The following is a 16,340-nucleotide window of genomic DNA, read 5'->3' as shown; positions in this document are numbered from 1 at the left end:
TTTCTCAGAAATTGGGCTATTTTGGTTAATCTATATGTACTACTGTCTCATTTGAGACGGGTGCAAGATCTGAGATTATACGATTTCTCATCATAGCGATCGCATCGCGCTGACGTGTCAGCACACTGACCTATCAGTGCATTCAATACCATGGCAAAAACACCGCAGTCATTAAGCCTGACCAACGTGACATCGCCCATCGGCAACATTTTGCTCGTCACCGATGGCGAGGTTCTAGTCTCACTAGACTATGAAGGCTATGAGCATCGCATGATGCGCCTGCTGGCCAAACGCTATGGTCCCTTTGATTTGGTTGAAGCCCATGGAGAAAGTCAAACCAGTACACTGCAGCCACTGATCCATCAAATCCAGGCATACCTCGCAGGCGATCTCACAGCCATTGACCATATCCCTGTCAATCCTGGTGGTACAGCCTTTCAAGCAAACGTCTGGCAGGCCTTACGCTCGATTCCGCCTGGCACCGTCATGTCCTATGGTGAACTCGCGCGCCGGTTAGGAAACCCAGCCGCTGTTAGGGCGGTGGGCACCACCAATAGCCTGAACCCAATTTCCATCGTCTTACCCTGCCACCGAGTGATCGGGGCCAATGGCAGTTTGACTGGCTACGCCGGCGGGCTAGACCGTAAGCGCTGGCTCCTAGAACATGAAGGAGTAGAACTGGGGCAGCTACAACAACCACGCCATGAACAACAACTATCCTTTTTCGACAAGTAAACCATGACCAAGGGGCAACCTATCATTTTCTCTACTAAAAGACTCTAGTTCTGATCATAAACAAACGCGAGTAACAACTTTCCTCCTGCACTAGGCCAAAAATGTATGACGCACTCTATCACTGGAGGAATATACTACACTTTATACGAAATCCTGGCTGGTAGCCTCCGATATCGAGGACACCCACCAGGGGATGCCCCTATGGAATTGTCCATTTTGAATCGGGGTTAAGGAATTCGGATTTGGTATGAGATTAGAGGGCTCAATCATGGAGAAAACTCATCCCTCTAACCTCTATACTCCATTGCCAGGCAATCCTTAAGGCACCCTAGCACTCCCTATGCTAGTTTCTCCCATTGCTACCACAACTGTGTCAAACAAGCTGATGTCAGTATCACCAGGAAATGAAATATTGAATGCACCTTTGGCTGCCGGTAGCCCTCCCAAATCAATGGTCTGCTTGGACAAATCGCCACCAATGGTCAAATAGACCTGCAAATCGCCATTGGCATCAGTTGAAAAATTTTGAAAGGCAAGATCGCCACCAACACCAGCAATAATTGCAACGCCAACATTACCCTTAGTCGTGTGATTATTAGCTCCTGCAAACGCGCCCATAAAGGTGCTCCTCCGAGTAGGTCAACATAGCCCATTGTAAGAATCCAACAGACCTAAATGTGACGAGTTCTGAGATTCTCAATATTCCTATGGCTGACGATTAGAGCTGAGCATACAGCCCCCAGATAGCCATAGGTCGCAGGTAATGACAGGCACGAAATGTACCCATGGCCGTAATCGCCTCAGGTGTCCGAAACTGTAAACCATAGTCGTAAATTTGCTGCACGACAGCTTCGGTAATGGCCATAGCCTGATCGCGCTTACCCATCTGAGCCAAGAACGCAGCTAGGCCAAAGTTAATGCCTGTCCACACTTCCAGCTGGTGTGTATCATCTGGATTTTCGGGCGTACCATCGGGCTTCACCCCATTGGCCGCACCAATGGCCATGCCCAGCTGAGCCGCACTAAAGAAGCCGGTTTGGGCACCTTCAAATTTTTGGTTCTGCGGTGCCGCATGCTGGGCGGCATACTGATTGAATTTCACGAAACAGGCATCGTAAATTGTGTCGAGGGCGATATCGATATATTCCTCATCCACAATGTCCGGCAGTCCCATTAGGCGAGCACAAAACTGACCGCACAGCTGATCCGCCATCACCACATCAGAGTTGCTTTCAGCGTCTAAGCGATAGAAACTGCCCGTCCACAGCTTGTTTTGATAAACGATTTTGCCCTGCTTGATCCAGCGCTGATACTGGGATTTCACAATGGCAAAACTACTAGAGATTTGCTGGTGCTGCTGCAAAATGTCGCCCATCTTGATGGCAGCCTCCAACGCAGCTAGCCATAGACCACCACAGTAGGCACTCAATCCCTTCAGCTGCCAATCATCAAAGGTTTGGTCCGGGGCACCACCATTTTCGGGCACACCATCGCCATCCAAATCAAATAGCTTCAGATACTGAATCGTTTCGGTCACCGCAGGCCAGCACTCTGCCAGAAACTCAATGTCATCACCGCCAGTCAACACAAAGGCTCGATACACTTGCAGCACAAAGTCACTGGGCAAATCTTTCCACTGATTGCAGTCCTGATAGCTGGTGTAGTTCGTGGCCATCCATGGATTCTCATTGGGTGCGCCCAGATCGTGGGGGGTGGCACCTTTGATCTTTCTCGGAGCCAGATGTTCACCCTCACCGACGGTGTAGTAGTAGCCAATGATGCGTTTTTTCGGATCTTCGGTGGGAATCGCGCGGGCAAAGGCACGGATAATCGATTTCTCTAACTCAGGCCAGAGCATCAGGGTGGAAAAACCGCCATATAGCCGCACATCGAGACTTTCATACCAGCGGTAGTCCAGGCATTCCAACACGCCGAACTGCCCTACCGGATCGCCATCGCTGGCGGCAGACCACAGCGTACCGCCACTGGCCATGTCGTAGAGTTCGTTGAACAGGGCCATTTTGAACCAGTCAGGCAGATCGGGGCGATCTAAAATCGGCTGCTGCCAGTCGATGATTTTTTGCTGCCAGGTTTGATAGTGGGCTAGGGCGTCTTGAGCGATTTGCCAGGCATTCCGACCGGAACGTGAGTAAACATCCGTATACCGGCGATAGGCTAGTTTTCTGGTGGCAAACTCAGTGACGGGTAAATCCCAGCTCAGGACGAAGGGGAGTTCTTTGGCTTCACCTGGAGCTAGGGTGATTTGGATTGCGATCGCACCCGCCACTTGTTCGTCTGCTAGCGCGGACGTTGTATCAGCAACATTACTTAAGAGACCGCTGATGGCGAAGTCTTCCCACAGCTCAGCCCCAGCCCCATCAGGATTCCAGCGGGTGTGATAGGTCACCCCATCGGTCTGCGGCACAGCAATACAAAACTGGCCATCGCCTTCACCAGGACTACCCGTCCAGGTCCCATCCATCAAAATGCCAGTGGCAGTCTCAGAACTTACCAGCTGGTTCAAATTACCCTCACTCTGCCGTAAGGGTGGCACATAGTCATAAAACGGGCTGCCATCCTCCCGCTGCTGAATCTCCGGTGATGCTGCCGCATTGGTAAACCACCCCACCATGTTCTGCCAGCTCAGCAAAATACTTAGAGTAATCGGCTGATCGGTAGGGTTATGGGCTGTCCACACAAATACAGCTACCGGATAGCTGCTTTCCTGGTAGTTGTCTGGCCATATGGGCGAAAATTGCTCACAGGTCAGATCGGCTTGGAAGATGTCTTGGTAGACATACCAGCTGCGGGGATATAGGGCTTGGTAGGTGCCGCCTTGGTTGTGTTCCGTCTGTTCGGGATGGTGGGCAGTGCCCACCTTACGGGGCACGGCGGGGTACCAGTGCCAGGAATCTAAACCCTTGCCTGCCGTTGCCATGGCATAGGTCTGCGACTTTCCCATTGATTCCTCATAAACCGCAAACTGACAGGCTGGAAAATGGGCAAACGTATGTTCTCCACCGTCCAAATGCCACAGGTTAAACGTCCCGTTGGGAGCACGACCAATACAACCAGCCCCTAAACCGCCCAGGGGAATACCATGCTCCGGCCCATCATCTAAATTGCTGGCATAGCGAACAATGTAGGGCGTTTCCCATTTCGCACCAATGGGCCAAGTCCAAGCAACGGTCGGAATATTGGGAGTGGGCATAGATTACCGACTAAAACAGCAATCAGCATTCTATCGAGGCAATGGGGAATGAACAATACAAAGAATCTCTATGGCGTAGCTACAATTCAGGTCGGTTACGTTAGCCTTGTTTTTAAAGCCCCATATAGGACGCAGCAAAAAATAGAGGCCAAGGAGACCTTCAGCCATGAAAAAGGCCAAACATGTCATCCGGCCTCTTACAAAACCCATTAGACACGTTAGTAATTGGTGCATCCACCTTTGGGATGGAGTCAGCGGAAAAGACCACCGCCGCGTCCACCAGCTACGACATGAGCTGGCTATTGCCCAAGAAAATGCGGCTAACCTGACTCAGCAATTAGCTCAGGCCCACACCCAGTACACCGATTTACAAAAAGCATTCAACGATCAACAACAAGAGTTAGATGCTCGACAACAAGCATTAGCCGATCACCAGCAAGAACTGGAAAACTCTCGTCAGCAATACAGTGAATTGTGGCAAGAGTTAGATGCATGGGTCACTGACAGCGATGCTCAAATTCAATTCCTCAAAAGAGAGCTGAGAAACCGGACATCAGCCCTGACGAACTGTGAGGCCAATTTAAATACAGTTCAGCAGTCTAATTTAGCTGCTATTCAAGCCAGGTCAACCGCTCCAATCACGAACGAACCAACAACACCAGTCATAACGTTGGCGGACTGGAAGATCGGCTTCGTCGGAGGGCATGAGGCCACCAGGCGTGTTGTGATTCAGACGTTGCGATCAGACTATGGCCTGGTCTATACAGCAGTTGAAATTCCGTCCCATAGAGAGGTCAGTACCTCACAAAAGCAGCTCAAACAAAAACTTGCTGACTGTGATTTGATTGTTTCTATCGTTCGCTATTCAAACCACTCCCTCACAAAATCGCTCATGCAGCTGAAAGAAAAAGGAGGACTCAAAGGCAAAATTTTGACCCCTAACAGCCGAGGTGTCAGTGGTGTTGTGCGCGATATTCTATCCTTTATTGAAACTTCCACAAGCTTAGATACAGAGGAAGCTGGATAGGTGTCTCATCTTCAAATTAAAGCCAGCCATTAGCGACCCCGACCAGCATTCCTACTCGAAATAATTGCCAACCAATAACGACAATCAGCAGCACAAATACGATCCGATTAGTCACATCTTTTGGCGTACTCATAGCAGGACCAGAAAAAGTATGTTTCTTCAATATAGTGTTTCTTTTTGAAACAGGTGGGAGGGCAATCGTTGAATTTCTTGGAAAGAATCTATCTTCGCTCAAGCGCAGTATTAGGATAGGTGACGTTCACTCAAGTTACTCACGACCACCATGGCAGATACGCTTCCCACCTTGGCCAGCTTAGACATGCAACCCTACCTCGTAGAGGGTGAACTGCCATCTGGATTAGAGGGAAAAGTCGGAATTTACGCCATTTTTGATGCCGCTGAAGCCCTGCAATATGTGGGCTATTCGCGGGATATTAGCATCGGCCTGATCCAGCATCTGGTGCGTTGCCCAGAGCAGTGCCATTGGTTCAAGTTTTATACAGTGACACGCCCTAGCCGCACCCTGCTAGATGAAATTCGTAACGCCTGGCTAGCAGAATATGGCACAGTTCCCCCTGGCAATGGTGACCAGCAACTGGCCTGGGAAAAACCCATTGATGCCAAAGTCTTTATGACCGACGAGGAGCGGGATGAGATCGCCAACGCCGAACCAGCCCAAACCAACAAGCTCCTCAAAAAGCTGGCCCGCCGTGTCGAAGCTGAGGTCAAGGCCAAAGTCGAGGCCCGAGGGGCGCAAATGCCCATTAAGTTCAATCCCAAACTCAAGGAACAGGGCGTACTAGCACTGAAATAGCTCCTAGTCCCCCACCGCCCAAAGACTCCAGTCTTCCTGCTGCTCGACTAAGGTGCCGCCGGGAATATCAGGGTGCCAGTCTTGACGGGTATGGCCTGCCCCTTGTTCACATATCCAAATCACAGGTTTAAGGGATCCGGCGCAAAATGACACCCTAAAAAACAATGCCAAACGATTTTTCTAAAATGCGCTGCATGATCTGCATACCGGTAATTGCTTGCCAGCCAAAGAGACCCACCAGCACAACATTGAGACTGATGTGCGCTAAACGAGCGGTTTCACTCCCCCGCTGCATAAAGGGAACCAAAGCAGCTGCGATCGCAATCAGCCCAGTCATCCCCAGACCGGCTAATAAGTGCGGCCCCATAAACAGCTTGGCATTATTGATATAAGTTACAGCCATCGCACCGATGGTACCCAGCACCATCAGCGCCAAAATAATCGAACCCAGCTGATGATGTTTAAGGGTGAACTTGCCCTTGATCAACGCCTTTTTTTCTTGACCGCTAGCGTAGCGAACCTTACGGCTTTGAATGCCAAGATGCATGGCATAGATCATCAGACCAAACAAGACCCACATCATGACAGGATGAATAAAGTTTAAATAAGGCTTAATTACCTCAATCGTCTCAGGGCTCATGTTGGGTGAATTAACAACGCGTCATAAAACTTAGTATATTGCGATCACTCCAATTTCGCCGTCGTAGTTGAGCGATTTTCATAGGCCAGCAAATCGCTCAATCACATCAATAAAGGTTACACAAGCGCTTTTGCTCAGGTCATATCAGGGGAGATTTGTCAGAATAATCCCATAAGGGCACCCTGATGCGGTGTCGTTCCCCCTGTTATTCCGGATCCACCATGAAGGCACACAAACGTTTTGCCCTGCTCCTAGCAGTGGGTTTCAGTATTACGCTACTCCTCAGTCCAGTCATGCCAGGTCGTACCGCAACACCTGAGCGTCCTGAGCATATTGTGCAGACTGGTAATGCCGAGGCAACGGATACCCCAGAGGCAACGGTGGAACCTTCTGCAGAAGAGGTCAACGATGATGTCACAGAAACAGATGCCACAGAAACAATAGAGGGGTCTGACACAACTGATGAGCAAGCCACAGAAGAGGTGTCTGAAGAGGCAGCAGCAGAATACGATCCAGAAGCTGCCGCTCTGGAACAGGAAACCTGGTTCCAACGGGAGCTAATCATCGAAGCAGATCGGCTTTATCTAGACGGTGATATCGCCGCTGCCGAAGAACTCTACCGCGAGGCGAAAACCTTTGGTTGGCGAGATGAGGAGGACCTGGAAGACATCCCGGCCCAGCCCTTCACTGACCCGGAGCAGCTATCGCCCGGAGGGGCAGTTTACTGGCGTGAGTCTACCCGTGGAATTGAAGCTGGGCGAGAGTCCCAAACATTAGTACCCCTTGGGTTACTGACTAAAGAGATCCCAGCCTTTATTCCTGGGCATTTACGTTATGCCGAGCGGCTACAGGCTTACGAGCGTGTCGATGATGCTGAGATGGTCTTGGAAAAGGCCCTCACCCTCTACCCCTATGACCCGGATTTGCTCAGTGCCCAGATTGAGCTGATGATGACCCAGGAAGAATGGATCGAGGCCTCTATTGCATCGCGGCAGTTTTCCTTACTCAATGCCGACCATCCTGAGGCTGAGCGATATGCTGGCCTCGCTGATGAAAATCTGGATCGGTTTAAGTCTGCGACTAATGCCCGCATTCGGAATAATGCGATCGCAAACATTTTTACTGGAGCCGCAGGCTATATCCTGACCGGTGGGCTATACGGTCCATTTACGGCCCTTAACTCCAGCATCATCCTACTTCAAGGCGAAAAATCTCTCGGAGAATCCGTCGCTAACTCAGCCCGCAAACAACTGCCCCTTTCCGAGGACGAAGAAACCCTCGCCTATGTACGCGACATCGGCAATCGACTCGCCGCCTCCGCCGGTCGAGATGATTTTGACTACACCTTTGACGTCGTCCTCGACCCAGAACTCAATGCCTTTGCCTTACCCGGTGGCAAAATCTTCGTCAATGCTGGAGCCATTCTTGACACAGACTCCGAAGCAGAATTAGCCGGTCTGCTAGGCCATGAAATATCCCATGCGGTTTTATCCCATGGGTTTCAGCTAGTGACCCGAGGCAACCTCACCGCCAGTCTGACCCAGTACTTGCCTTTACCGGGCCTAGTCACCAATGCCATTGTGTCCGGTTATTCTCGCCAGATGGAGCGGCAGGCCGATATCGTCGGCACCCAGATTTTGGCGTCTAGTGGCTATGCCGCCGATGGCATGCACGGTCTCATGCTGGCCTTAGACAATCGCTATGGCGACCGCCAAGTTATCCCCTGGCTAGCCTCCCACCCAGCCCCCCAAGACCGGGTGGATTATCTCCAAGCCATTGTCGAAAATGGTGGCTACAACCGCTATGCCTATGAAGGTGTACTGGGTCACGAAGCTATACAGAAAAGGGCAGAGGCAGAACTTGCCGCCCATGAAGCTGCCAACGGAAAACCTGATGAAGACGAGCCCGTCGCTAATGACGAAGACATCGAAGCAGCAGTCGAAGAAGTTAAAGAAGAGCAGGAAGCAGCCACCGAAAATCCAGATGAATTAATGGAAGAACCCGCTTCGACCGATGTAGATCGCTAGGCCAACAGAATGTGTGTCGCAATGGTGGCCAGTGCCCACCCTACATTTATCGCTCTCTTAAACATTGCGAAATGTAACCTATTCGTTACCTACAGGCTGCTCGAAGTGAGCAGCCTTGGTAGACTAATATCCACGTACGATGCCAGTTTTCTATCGATTGACTGGCCCGACATAAACCACGTCCAAGTTGAAACCTGTAGCTTCTTCTACGGAAAAACTCCAGTTCTGGACGTGGGCAAGGTTTAATTAATAATGCGGTTTCATAGCGCGTTGACCATAAATATCTTGATAGAGGACTCATGGTAGATTCCCTAAGGAAACCTCAGGAAAATACTCAACTTGATGAGCTGCGGCCTGGGGTTAAGGCACCTTCAAAGGACACGCTCCTCACCCCCCGCTTCTATACCACTGACTTTGACGAAATGGCCAAAATGGACATGTCCGTCAATGAGGATGAGGTACGAGCTATCATCGAAGAGTTTCGTGCAGACTATAACCGCCACCACTTCGTGCGGACTGATGTGTTTGACCAGTCTTGGGAGCACATTGATGGTAAAACCCGAGAACTGTTTATTGAGTTTTTAGAGCGTTCCTGTACTGCTGAGTTTTCTGGATTCCTGCTTTACAAAGAACTAGGTCGTCGTCTCAAGGACAAAAATCCTCTTCTAGCTGAAGGCTTTAACTTGATGTCCCGCGACGAAGCTCGCCACGCAGGCTTTTTGAACAAGGCAATGTCCGACTTCAACCTGCAGTTAGACCTGGGCTTCTTGACCAAGAGCAAGAGCTATACCTTCTTCAAGCCCAAGTTCATCTTCTACGCCACTTACCTGTCTGAGAAGATTGGCTACTGGCGCTACATCACTATTTTCCGTCACCTGGATTCCCATCCCGAGAACCGGATCTATCCCATTTTCCAGTTCTTTGAGAACTGGTGTCAGGATGAGAACCGCCACGGTGATTTCTTCTCCGCCATCATGAAGGCCCAGCCCCAGTTCCTAAACGACTGGAAAGCTAAGCTCTGGTGTCGGTTCTTCCTGCTATCCGTATTCGCCACCATGTTCCTGAATGATATTCAGCGCAGTGGCTTCTATGCCTCTCTAGGTCTAGATGCCCGTGAATATGACATTCACGTGATTAAGAAGACCAATGAGTCTGCCGCGAAGGTCTTCCCCATCATGCTCAATGTGGAGCATCCTGACTTCTTCAAGCATTTGGATACCGCATCCGATGCTAGCTTGGAAGTCTCTAAGATTGGCAAAGCTGAACAGCCTAAGCCTTTGAAGCTGCTCCGTCAGCTTCCTCACATCGCCACTATTGGTGTGAAAATGATTCAGCTGTACTTCATGAAGCCCATTGATATGGCCCCTGCTCGCGGCGTTGTTCGCTAGAAACCGGGCTGTTTGAACCAACGTTAGAAACCAGGCTTTTTTGAAAAGCCTGGTTTCTTTGCGTTTAGCCTTCTTCGCGATACCAAAGAGCTAACCCACCGCCTCGTCCACGGGCGGCAATCCCTTGTTCTGTCACCCAAAAGTATTTGAAAAACGCTTGCTCCTTAAGCGGTTGCTGATAAAACTCTTGGTTAGCTTCCTCCGGCTTAATGCGTCCCTGGTAAACGGTGAAACCACCCATGGAAACCTGCATTTGTGTAAAGTCAAACGCTAGGCACCGAGCTTTTGACCAAAATTTAACCGGTCCTGTTAACGCTAATTTCAGCGGCCCTAACCCCACGGAGTTGTGAACTACCCCCCGATCGTCACTGCTAGCCTGATACTCCAGCTGAATCTTGATCAGTTTAGGCAAGTAACGACCTGCCCCCAGGGCTACACCTGCTTTTTGACGAGTCTTTTTGGTACCCGTGATAAAGCATAGACGCCAGGTGCCCGCCAGATCGTTCAGGACATAGTTCGTTTTGGTGCTCTTTTCTGTAGCCTGTAGGGTGGTGACTAAATCTGAGGCCTTGGGAGGCATAGAAGAGCCTGTCTGCTGAGCCGTGACGGCTTGATCTAAAACAGCTGCATTCTCGTTCATTATGTTTAGCCAGGAGCGGTGATGCTAATTTTACGCCCGCTTGCCCCTGGCTAACTGGCCTGTTAAGGGTTAAAAAATGGTCAAATCCCAATCGGCATCGGTCAGACCATCGGTACCCACCATTTGAACGCGGATATTGAGGTAGCGATCGCAATAGACCTTGCACTGCTTATAACGAGGATTAGGACTCCCAAAAATAGCGTCTTGCTCAGCATAACCCTTGAGCAAATCAATCCGATCTGATTCAGAAAGAGCCTTCAAATCATCTGTCGCTGTCGATACAGTCATAACTTGCCTAAAAAAGATTCTTCCTCAGGCTAGAGCCAACTTTTGCCCCCTATCAGGACTCTCCCAAAAAGCTTAATCTCCTTACCCCAAAGCCCCTTGATCCCCGTAGCCATAGTCCAGATTCGTTTACATCCCTACAAACTTCTCAGCTAACTTTCACACACCACTGCTAAGCTGAGGCGACTTTATAATGATCCTCTAAAAATCGCCTTTGCAATGGTCAGCTATCGCCTGGAACGCATCCACCTAGAAGTAACCAACGTATGTAACTTCAAATGTGACTTTTGCCCGGATGCCATCATGGAACGTAAGCGTGGCCATATGGATCTGCAACTCTTAGAAAAAGCCCTGCATGAAATCTCTGAGCAAAATTTAGCGAAGATCGTGGCCTTTCATTTGATGGGAGAACCGCTGATCTATCCCCATATTTTCAAAGCCATTGATATGGCCTTAGAGCGGGGACTCAACCTACACCTCACCACTAATGGCAGCACGTTTCATATCCGCCCAAGCCATCGACAACAGCTCATCAGCTCAGGCATCCCGAAGGTTACTATCTCTCTACAAACCCCCGATCCCAACACATTTATTATTCGTGGGGCCCCACCCAATCTAAAACCTGAACAGTATTTTGATGGCATCACTGCATACGTCCAAGCTAACCTGGCCGATTCTCAGTCCAGTACTCGCGTGCATCTCAAGTTTTTGGACACCACGCCCCATCCATTTTTAGTCCCCCACAAGCAAATGCATGTGGTCGAAGGCAAGGCTCAAATGCAGCAAGAACTCACTGCCTGGGCAGACCGACTCCTAGAAGGGTGCAAGGAACGTCCCAGTGATGATGATCTACGTCAACGCATCGCTCGACACAAACCTGGTAGATGGCAAGTGATTGAATTAACCCCCAAGCTTGCTCTAGAAACATTTCCCCTAGACAGTTGGGGAAATGTAGAAAGCACTCAAGTGATCCCTGCTAAGTTTGGCTACTGCAACGGCACATCCGATCAAGCCGGAATTCTATACGATGGTACAGTCGTTCCCTGCTGCAAAGACTACGATGGACAGATACCCCTCGGAAACCTGAAACACCACTCCCTCTCTGAGATTTTAGATAGTCAGCAACCAGCCTGTGGTCTCCGGCAAGGATTTAATCAACTCAAAGTCACTAATCCCATTTGTCAACGCTGTATGGGAGCCGACACATCCTCCAAAGCTCTCATGCGACAGTTGGGCTCAGTTGCATATTTCAAAGTCTATAGTCCGATCATGAAACGCCTGCAACCAGGCTGGGGCGAAGTCTAAAAAACAGTAGGCAATCGCAGGCTAGCATAATACAAGTTTTCTTCTCTCTAGAGGAAAACTTAATTGCTATGCACTATATCGCAAAACATTTAGGAAACTCCATAGCAAAGGTAGAATAAGTAAATGACTTTATGGCTTAGATAGCATGGCAAAAAGACTCATACAGCGTTTTTTGCACTGGTTGAGACAGTTACTAGGTCACAGCAATGGCAGCCAACAACATCCCCATCCTCCCACACTGAGTCGGCAGTTACCGCCGTCTGAAGTCAACAATCAACGGATTCCCACCTATTCACCTCAAGAGTCTCCAACAGCTGACCAGTTAGGCAACCAAGCAGGCAACCAGCACCTACCCCAGCCTATCCCCCAGCCCAATAACAATAGTCCATCTGCTCAAACACGTCCCAGGGCTCCTCTAAATCCAGCATCTAACCGGGCAAACAATCCTTCAAGTTTTAGGGTGTTATTAAGCGACTATAAATATTCTCCTAGCCCGGCTGTTCAGAGTCTCAGCCATCAACTCTCTCATCCACACGATCAAACAGCTGCAAGCCCAACACTCTACAAAACAGAGGCCACTCTGTCACTCAAGAACAAGATCAGCCAGGAAGATAAACCTGTATCACATTCACCAAAAACCTCCCCTGATCAAGCTTTAAATCTCCTCCGTACAGACAATAGTCAGCTTCCTACAATCGATGTCAACAACATAAATCAGGGACCAATATCACCCACCAGTCCACCTGCTAGCTATCTCATAGAGAAGCAAACAACTCAAGCGTCTATCCCATCAACACCACCATCTGTCACCTCTCCCATCCCTCCTATTCAGATACCTGACTCCATCAAAAAGAACGGTGTGGTGAAATTGTTGTTTAAGCTCAAAAAAAATAACCATCACGGCTACATTGCTCCCCATGATGGTTCAAAGGATATTATTTTTCATAAAAAATATATTGGTGACGATGTATTTGTCCAACTAGAGCGAGGGATGGAAGTAGAAGTAACTGCCCATATCACCGAGGGCAAGGCTTATGCAGACCATATTCGTATCCTGTGACGCCCAAATACAGAGGATTTCGCCCATAGCCCTTGCGATTGGTTGTTACCTTTAATGAAACAAATTTGCATGCACATCTCTGAGTATCGCTTGCAAGCAAATTTATCAAGAAACCATGACATCACCATCTGTTAGTTCGAGTTTTTTGAACTTAAAATTTGGATCAGTTGTTTCTCAATCTGATTATGGTTGCGATCGCAATAGTCTATTTTTCCGGCCAAGGACACACCCATCAGATGGCCGAAGCACTGGCCAAGGGAGTGGAAACGGCTGGAGGTACGCCTCACTTACTGCGAATCACCGGCGAACAAATCGTCAATGGTCGTTGGCAAGATGACGCCATCCTTGCCACATTGAGTACAGCCGATGGCATTGCATTTGGCTCTCCCACCTATATGGGAGGCATTGCCGGTCAGTTTAAATGCTTCATTGATGCAGCTAGTGCCACCTGGTTTCAACAAGGTTGGAAAGACAAGATTGCAGGGGGCTTTACCCACTCCGGCTCTCCCAGTGGAGATAAACAGGGGACATTACTGTATATGGCTATCAATGCAGCACAGCACAGCATGATTTGGGTCGGTTCTTCAGAGATGCCCAATCCTGAAACTGGTGTCAATCGACTCGGCTCATTTATGGGAGTGATGGGCCAGAGCGATCTAGACATGAGCGGTGCTCCCGCCAAAGTGGAACCGGGTGATTTAGAGTCAGCAAATCTTTACGGTCAAAGATTAGTTGCCGTTGCTCAGCAGGTGACTGGCTAAGGGTTAGGAGCTAAGGGTTGTGAGGTCAATGGCATTTACCCACAACCACCCATCTAGCAACCTTTCTAGTCACAACCCATCACCTAATCTTCATACATCTCTAGCCCTGCAGCTCCTTTTCTCTGCTTTTCCTCGAAACGGCCATCTCGTATTACCGTAGAGGATGGCAAACGCTGTGCCCATTGTGAGAAGGAGCCTTAGAATGATTCAAGCTGTACCCACCTCAGTTGATTGGAATCTGCTTGCTGAGCAGGCCCTTGCTGGTCAAGAGCTGGACCACAAAGATGCGCTTAGGGTGCTGCAGGCTGACGATACAGAACTGTTGGCCCAGCTAGCAGCGGCCTATCGCGTCCGTCATCACTATTGGGGGAATCGGGTACGGTTACACTTCTTGCTCAATGCTCAGAGTGGCCTGTGCCCTGAAGACTGCCACTATTGCTCACAATCTAAAATTTCATCAGCCGATATTGAAAAGTATCCGTTAATGGCCCAAGACCGCATTTTGGCCGCTGCTGACCGTGCCCATCAGCTCAAGGCCGGTACTTTTTGTATGGCGATTTCAGGCCGCACACCTACACCCAATACATTTGAGAAAATTTTAGATGCGGTACGCGCAGTTAAAGCAGAGTATCCAATGCGGGTGTGCACCACCTTGGGACTATTAAATGAAGAACAGGCCCATCAGCTCAAGACGGCAGGGGTCGATCGGATTAACCACAATCTCAATACAGCTGAAACCCACCACGATGATATCTGCACCACCCATGGGTATCAGGACCGCTTAGCCACAGTCAAGGCCGTCCAAGCCGCTGGTTTAACCACCTGCTCAGGCGGCATTTTAGGTATGGGCGAATCCGATACGGACATTATTAACTTAGCTCAGTCATTACGGGAGCTCAATGTTACTAGTGTGCCGGTGAATTTTTTAATTCCCATCGATGGTACTCCGTTTAGTGGTCGTAGCGAACTAACGCCCCAGCGGTGTCTACGAATTTTGTGTCTATTTCGTTTTTTACTTCCTTCCCAAGAAATTCGGATTGCAGGTGGACGAGAAGTACATTTGCGATCGCAACAGCCCCTTGCTCTTTACCCAGCGAACTCAATTTTTGTCGGTGATTATCTGACCACAGCCGGTCAAAGTGCGGCCCAGGACTATGCCATGGTGCAGGATGCAGGTTTCATACTAGAAGCCCCGGACGGTAGACCACTAGCTGATAGCAATCAGTAATCAAGCATCTGAGTCTAAAACAGGGATACCTAAAAGAAACGTACTTATTGACAGATGACAACCCTTGAGTTCATCGCCCCCAATGAAACGCTAGTTGATGAAAATCAGTCAACGTGACTAGAATGGTTTATCCGGGATAATACTGAATACCCCTAGTAGCTTAAATGAAAGCTATCTATGAGTTAGTAATTGCCCAAGTTCCTCAAGGTACTAAATACAATTACTAAACTTATTTATTAGGTAAGTTCTATTGCTGTTGTAAACCTTACTTAAAGCATTGGAAAACCCGACCGATAAAAGTGTTGCCTCTAGGTATGGAAAAGGCATACTAAAGCAGCATGTATTAAGGTAAACGTGCAATCGCACTATTTTATTCCGTGATACCCCATCCGAGAAACTAACCCAGTCAACACTCTTCACTTCACATTCACAACTGCTATGACCCGTCGTATTTTTATTGGTGATATTCATGGCCATTATGACGGGCTCATGCGGCTAATTGAAGCAGTCAACCCCGATCTCCAAGATAAAATATACTTCGTTGGGGATTTAATAGACCGGGGCCCCCAGAGTCGACAAGTCGTTGATTATGTGCGGCAAAACCATCACCAGTGTGTCATGGGCAACCATGAGCAGCTGTTGCTTGAAGCCTTTCCCAACGGTGAAGCCCACATGCCAGCTTTTCAAGGATGGCTCTATAGCGGCGGTCAATCTACTCTCTCCAGCTATACTAGCGTCGACGATTTATTTGACCATCTCCATTGGATAAAAGATTTACCCTTCTATCTCGATTTGGGTGATATTTGGCTAGTCCATGCCGGGTTAAATCCCCAGCGCACTCTAGCTGAACAAACTAGTCATGAATACTGTTGGATTCGTGACAGTTTCCATAGCCATAAGCAGCCTTACTTTACTGACAAAATCATTATCACGGGTCATACCATAACCTTTACCCTACCCGGCATTGAACCTGGAGACATCGCCAAAGGTCCTGGGTGGCTTGATATCGACACAGGAGCTTACCACCCTAAAAGCGGCTGGTTAACAGCATTGGATATAGATAATGCGATGACATACCAATTTAATGTTTTCCATAACATGTTACGAGTCAGGTCCATGGAAGATGCAGAATCAGTCGTGGTCCAACACAAAATTAAGCAGCGCTCCAGTCAGTTGGTTAATTCCTAAAGCGCATCCTAATAAAGACATCCACAAGGAG

15 protein-coding genes are annotated in these 16,340 nt (G+C 49.0%); 10 read left to right on the top strand and 5 right to left on the bottom strand.

Annotation, left to right across the window (positions count from 1 at the left end; genetic code table 11):
• Positions 1–150: 150 nt before the first annotated feature.
• Complete coding sequence (locus IXB50_RS16830; protein ID WP_215610143.1) at positions 151–735, top strand: methylated-DNA--[protein]-cysteine S-methyltransferase; 585 nt, start codon at positions 151–153, stop codon at positions 733–735.
• Positions 736–1,053: 318 nt separating this feature from the next.
• Here the strand turns inward: IXB50_RS16830 and IXB50_RS16825 are convergent, their stop codons facing one another.
• Both IXB50_RS16825 and IXB50_RS16820 read right to left on the bottom strand, forming a co-directional pair.
• A complete protein-coding gene (locus IXB50_RS16825) occupies positions 1,054–1,353 on the bottom strand; it encodes a DM13 domain-containing protein (RefSeq protein WP_215610142.1) in 300 nt (99 codons plus the stop codon).
• Positions 1,354–1,453: 100 nt separating this feature from the next.
• The gene (locus tag IXB50_RS16820) at positions 1,454–3,946 is read right to left on the bottom strand and encodes a GH116 family glycosyl hydrolase (RefSeq protein WP_215610141.1); all 2,493 of its coding nucleotides are present in this window, start codon (positions 3,944–3,946) and stop codon (positions 1,454–1,456) included.
• Between the two features lie 166 nt (positions 3,947–4,112).
• Between IXB50_RS16820 and IXB50_RS16815 the strand changes: the two genes are divergently transcribed.
• Together IXB50_RS16815 and IXB50_RS16810 are read left to right on the top strand one after the other, a co-directional pair.
• A complete protein-coding gene (locus tag IXB50_RS16815; protein ID WP_215610140.1) occupies positions 4,113–4,973 on the top strand; it encodes a hypothetical protein in 861 nt (286 codons plus the stop codon).
• A 283-nt stretch (positions 4,974–5,256) separates the two neighbouring features.
• Positions 5,257–5,787, top strand: a complete 531-nt coding sequence (locus tag IXB50_RS16810) for a GIY-YIG nuclease family protein (protein WP_215610139.1) — start codon at positions 5,257–5,259, stop codon at positions 5,785–5,787.
• A gap of 154 nt (positions 5,788–5,941) precedes the next feature.
• On the opposite strand, the gene IXB50_RS16805 is transcribed toward IXB50_RS16810, so the two are convergent.
• Positions 5,942–6,427, bottom strand: coding sequence for a DUF4079 domain-containing protein (locus tag IXB50_RS16805; protein ID WP_215610138.1), 486 nt, complete (start codon positions 6,425–6,427; stop codon positions 5,942–5,944).
• 221 nt (positions 6,428–6,648) lie between these two features.
• On the opposite strand from IXB50_RS16805, the gene IXB50_RS16800 reads away from it, so the two are divergent.
• Positions 6,649–8,454 carry a M48 family metallopeptidase gene (locus IXB50_RS16800; RefSeq protein WP_215610137.1) on the top strand — a complete coding sequence of 602 codons (1,806 nt, stop codon included), beginning with the start codon at positions 6,649–6,651 and terminating at the stop codon, positions 8,452–8,454.
• A gap of 299 nt (positions 8,455–8,753) precedes the next feature.
• Positions 8,754–9,842 (top strand): magnesium-protoporphyrin IX monomethyl ester (oxidative) cyclase, encoded by a 1,089-nt coding sequence (acsF, locus tag IXB50_RS16795; protein ID WP_215610136.1) that lies wholly within the window; start codon positions 8,754–8,756, stop codon positions 9,840–9,842.
• Between the two features lie 64 nt (positions 9,843–9,906).
• On the opposite strand, the gene IXB50_RS16790 is transcribed toward acsF, so the two are convergent.
• Together IXB50_RS16790 and IXB50_RS16785 are read right to left on the bottom strand one after the other, a co-directional pair.
• Positions 9,907–10,482 carry a hypothetical protein gene (locus tag IXB50_RS16790; RefSeq protein ID WP_215610135.1) on the bottom strand — a complete coding sequence of 192 codons (576 nt, stop codon included), beginning with the start codon at positions 10,480–10,482 and terminating at the stop codon, positions 9,907–9,909.
• Positions 10,483–10,551: 69 nt separating this feature from the next.
• A complete protein-coding gene (locus tag IXB50_RS16785; RefSeq protein WP_215610134.1) occupies positions 10,552–10,770 on the bottom strand; it encodes a hypothetical protein in 219 nt (72 codons plus the stop codon).
• 216 nt (positions 10,771–10,986) lie between these two features.
• On the opposite strand from IXB50_RS16785, the gene IXB50_RS16780 reads away from it, so the two are divergent.
• The 5 genes from IXB50_RS16780 (at position 10,987) to IXB50_RS16760 (ending at position 16,309) form a co-directional block, all read left to right on the top strand.
• Complete coding sequence (locus tag IXB50_RS16780) at positions 10,987–12,072, top strand: radical SAM/SPASM domain-containing protein (protein ID WP_215610133.1); 1,086 nt, start codon at positions 10,987–10,989, stop codon at positions 12,070–12,072.
• A 145-nt stretch (positions 12,073–12,217) separates the two neighbouring features.
• A complete protein-coding gene (locus IXB50_RS16775; RefSeq protein ID WP_215610132.1) occupies positions 12,218–13,132 on the top strand; it encodes a cold shock domain-containing protein in 915 nt (304 codons plus the stop codon).
• Between the two features lie 185 nt (positions 13,133–13,317).
• The gene (locus IXB50_RS16770; protein WP_215610151.1) at positions 13,318–13,893 is read left to right on the top strand and encodes a flavodoxin family protein; all 576 of its coding nucleotides are present in this window, start codon (positions 13,318–13,320) and stop codon (positions 13,891–13,893) included.
• Positions 13,894–14,095: 202 nt separating this feature from the next.
• Positions 14,096–15,121 (top strand): biotin synthase BioB, encoded by a 1,026-nt coding sequence (bioB, locus tag IXB50_RS16765; RefSeq protein ID WP_215610131.1) that lies wholly within the window; start codon positions 14,096–14,098, stop codon positions 15,119–15,121.
• Positions 15,122–15,559: 438 nt separating this feature from the next.
• Entirely contained in the window at positions 15,560–16,309 is a 750-nt protein-coding gene (locus tag IXB50_RS16760; protein ID WP_215610130.1) for a metallophosphoesterase, read from the top strand.
• Positions 16,310–16,340: the final 31 nt, after the last annotated feature.

The organism is Leptothoe spongobia TAU-MAC 1115 (assembly GCF_018739885.1).
Lineage (GTDB): Bacteria > Cyanobacteriota > Cyanobacteriia > Phormidesmidales > Phormidesmidaceae > Leptothoe > Leptothoe spongobia.
This window is presented reverse-complemented; position numbering and strand designations above follow the sequence as displayed.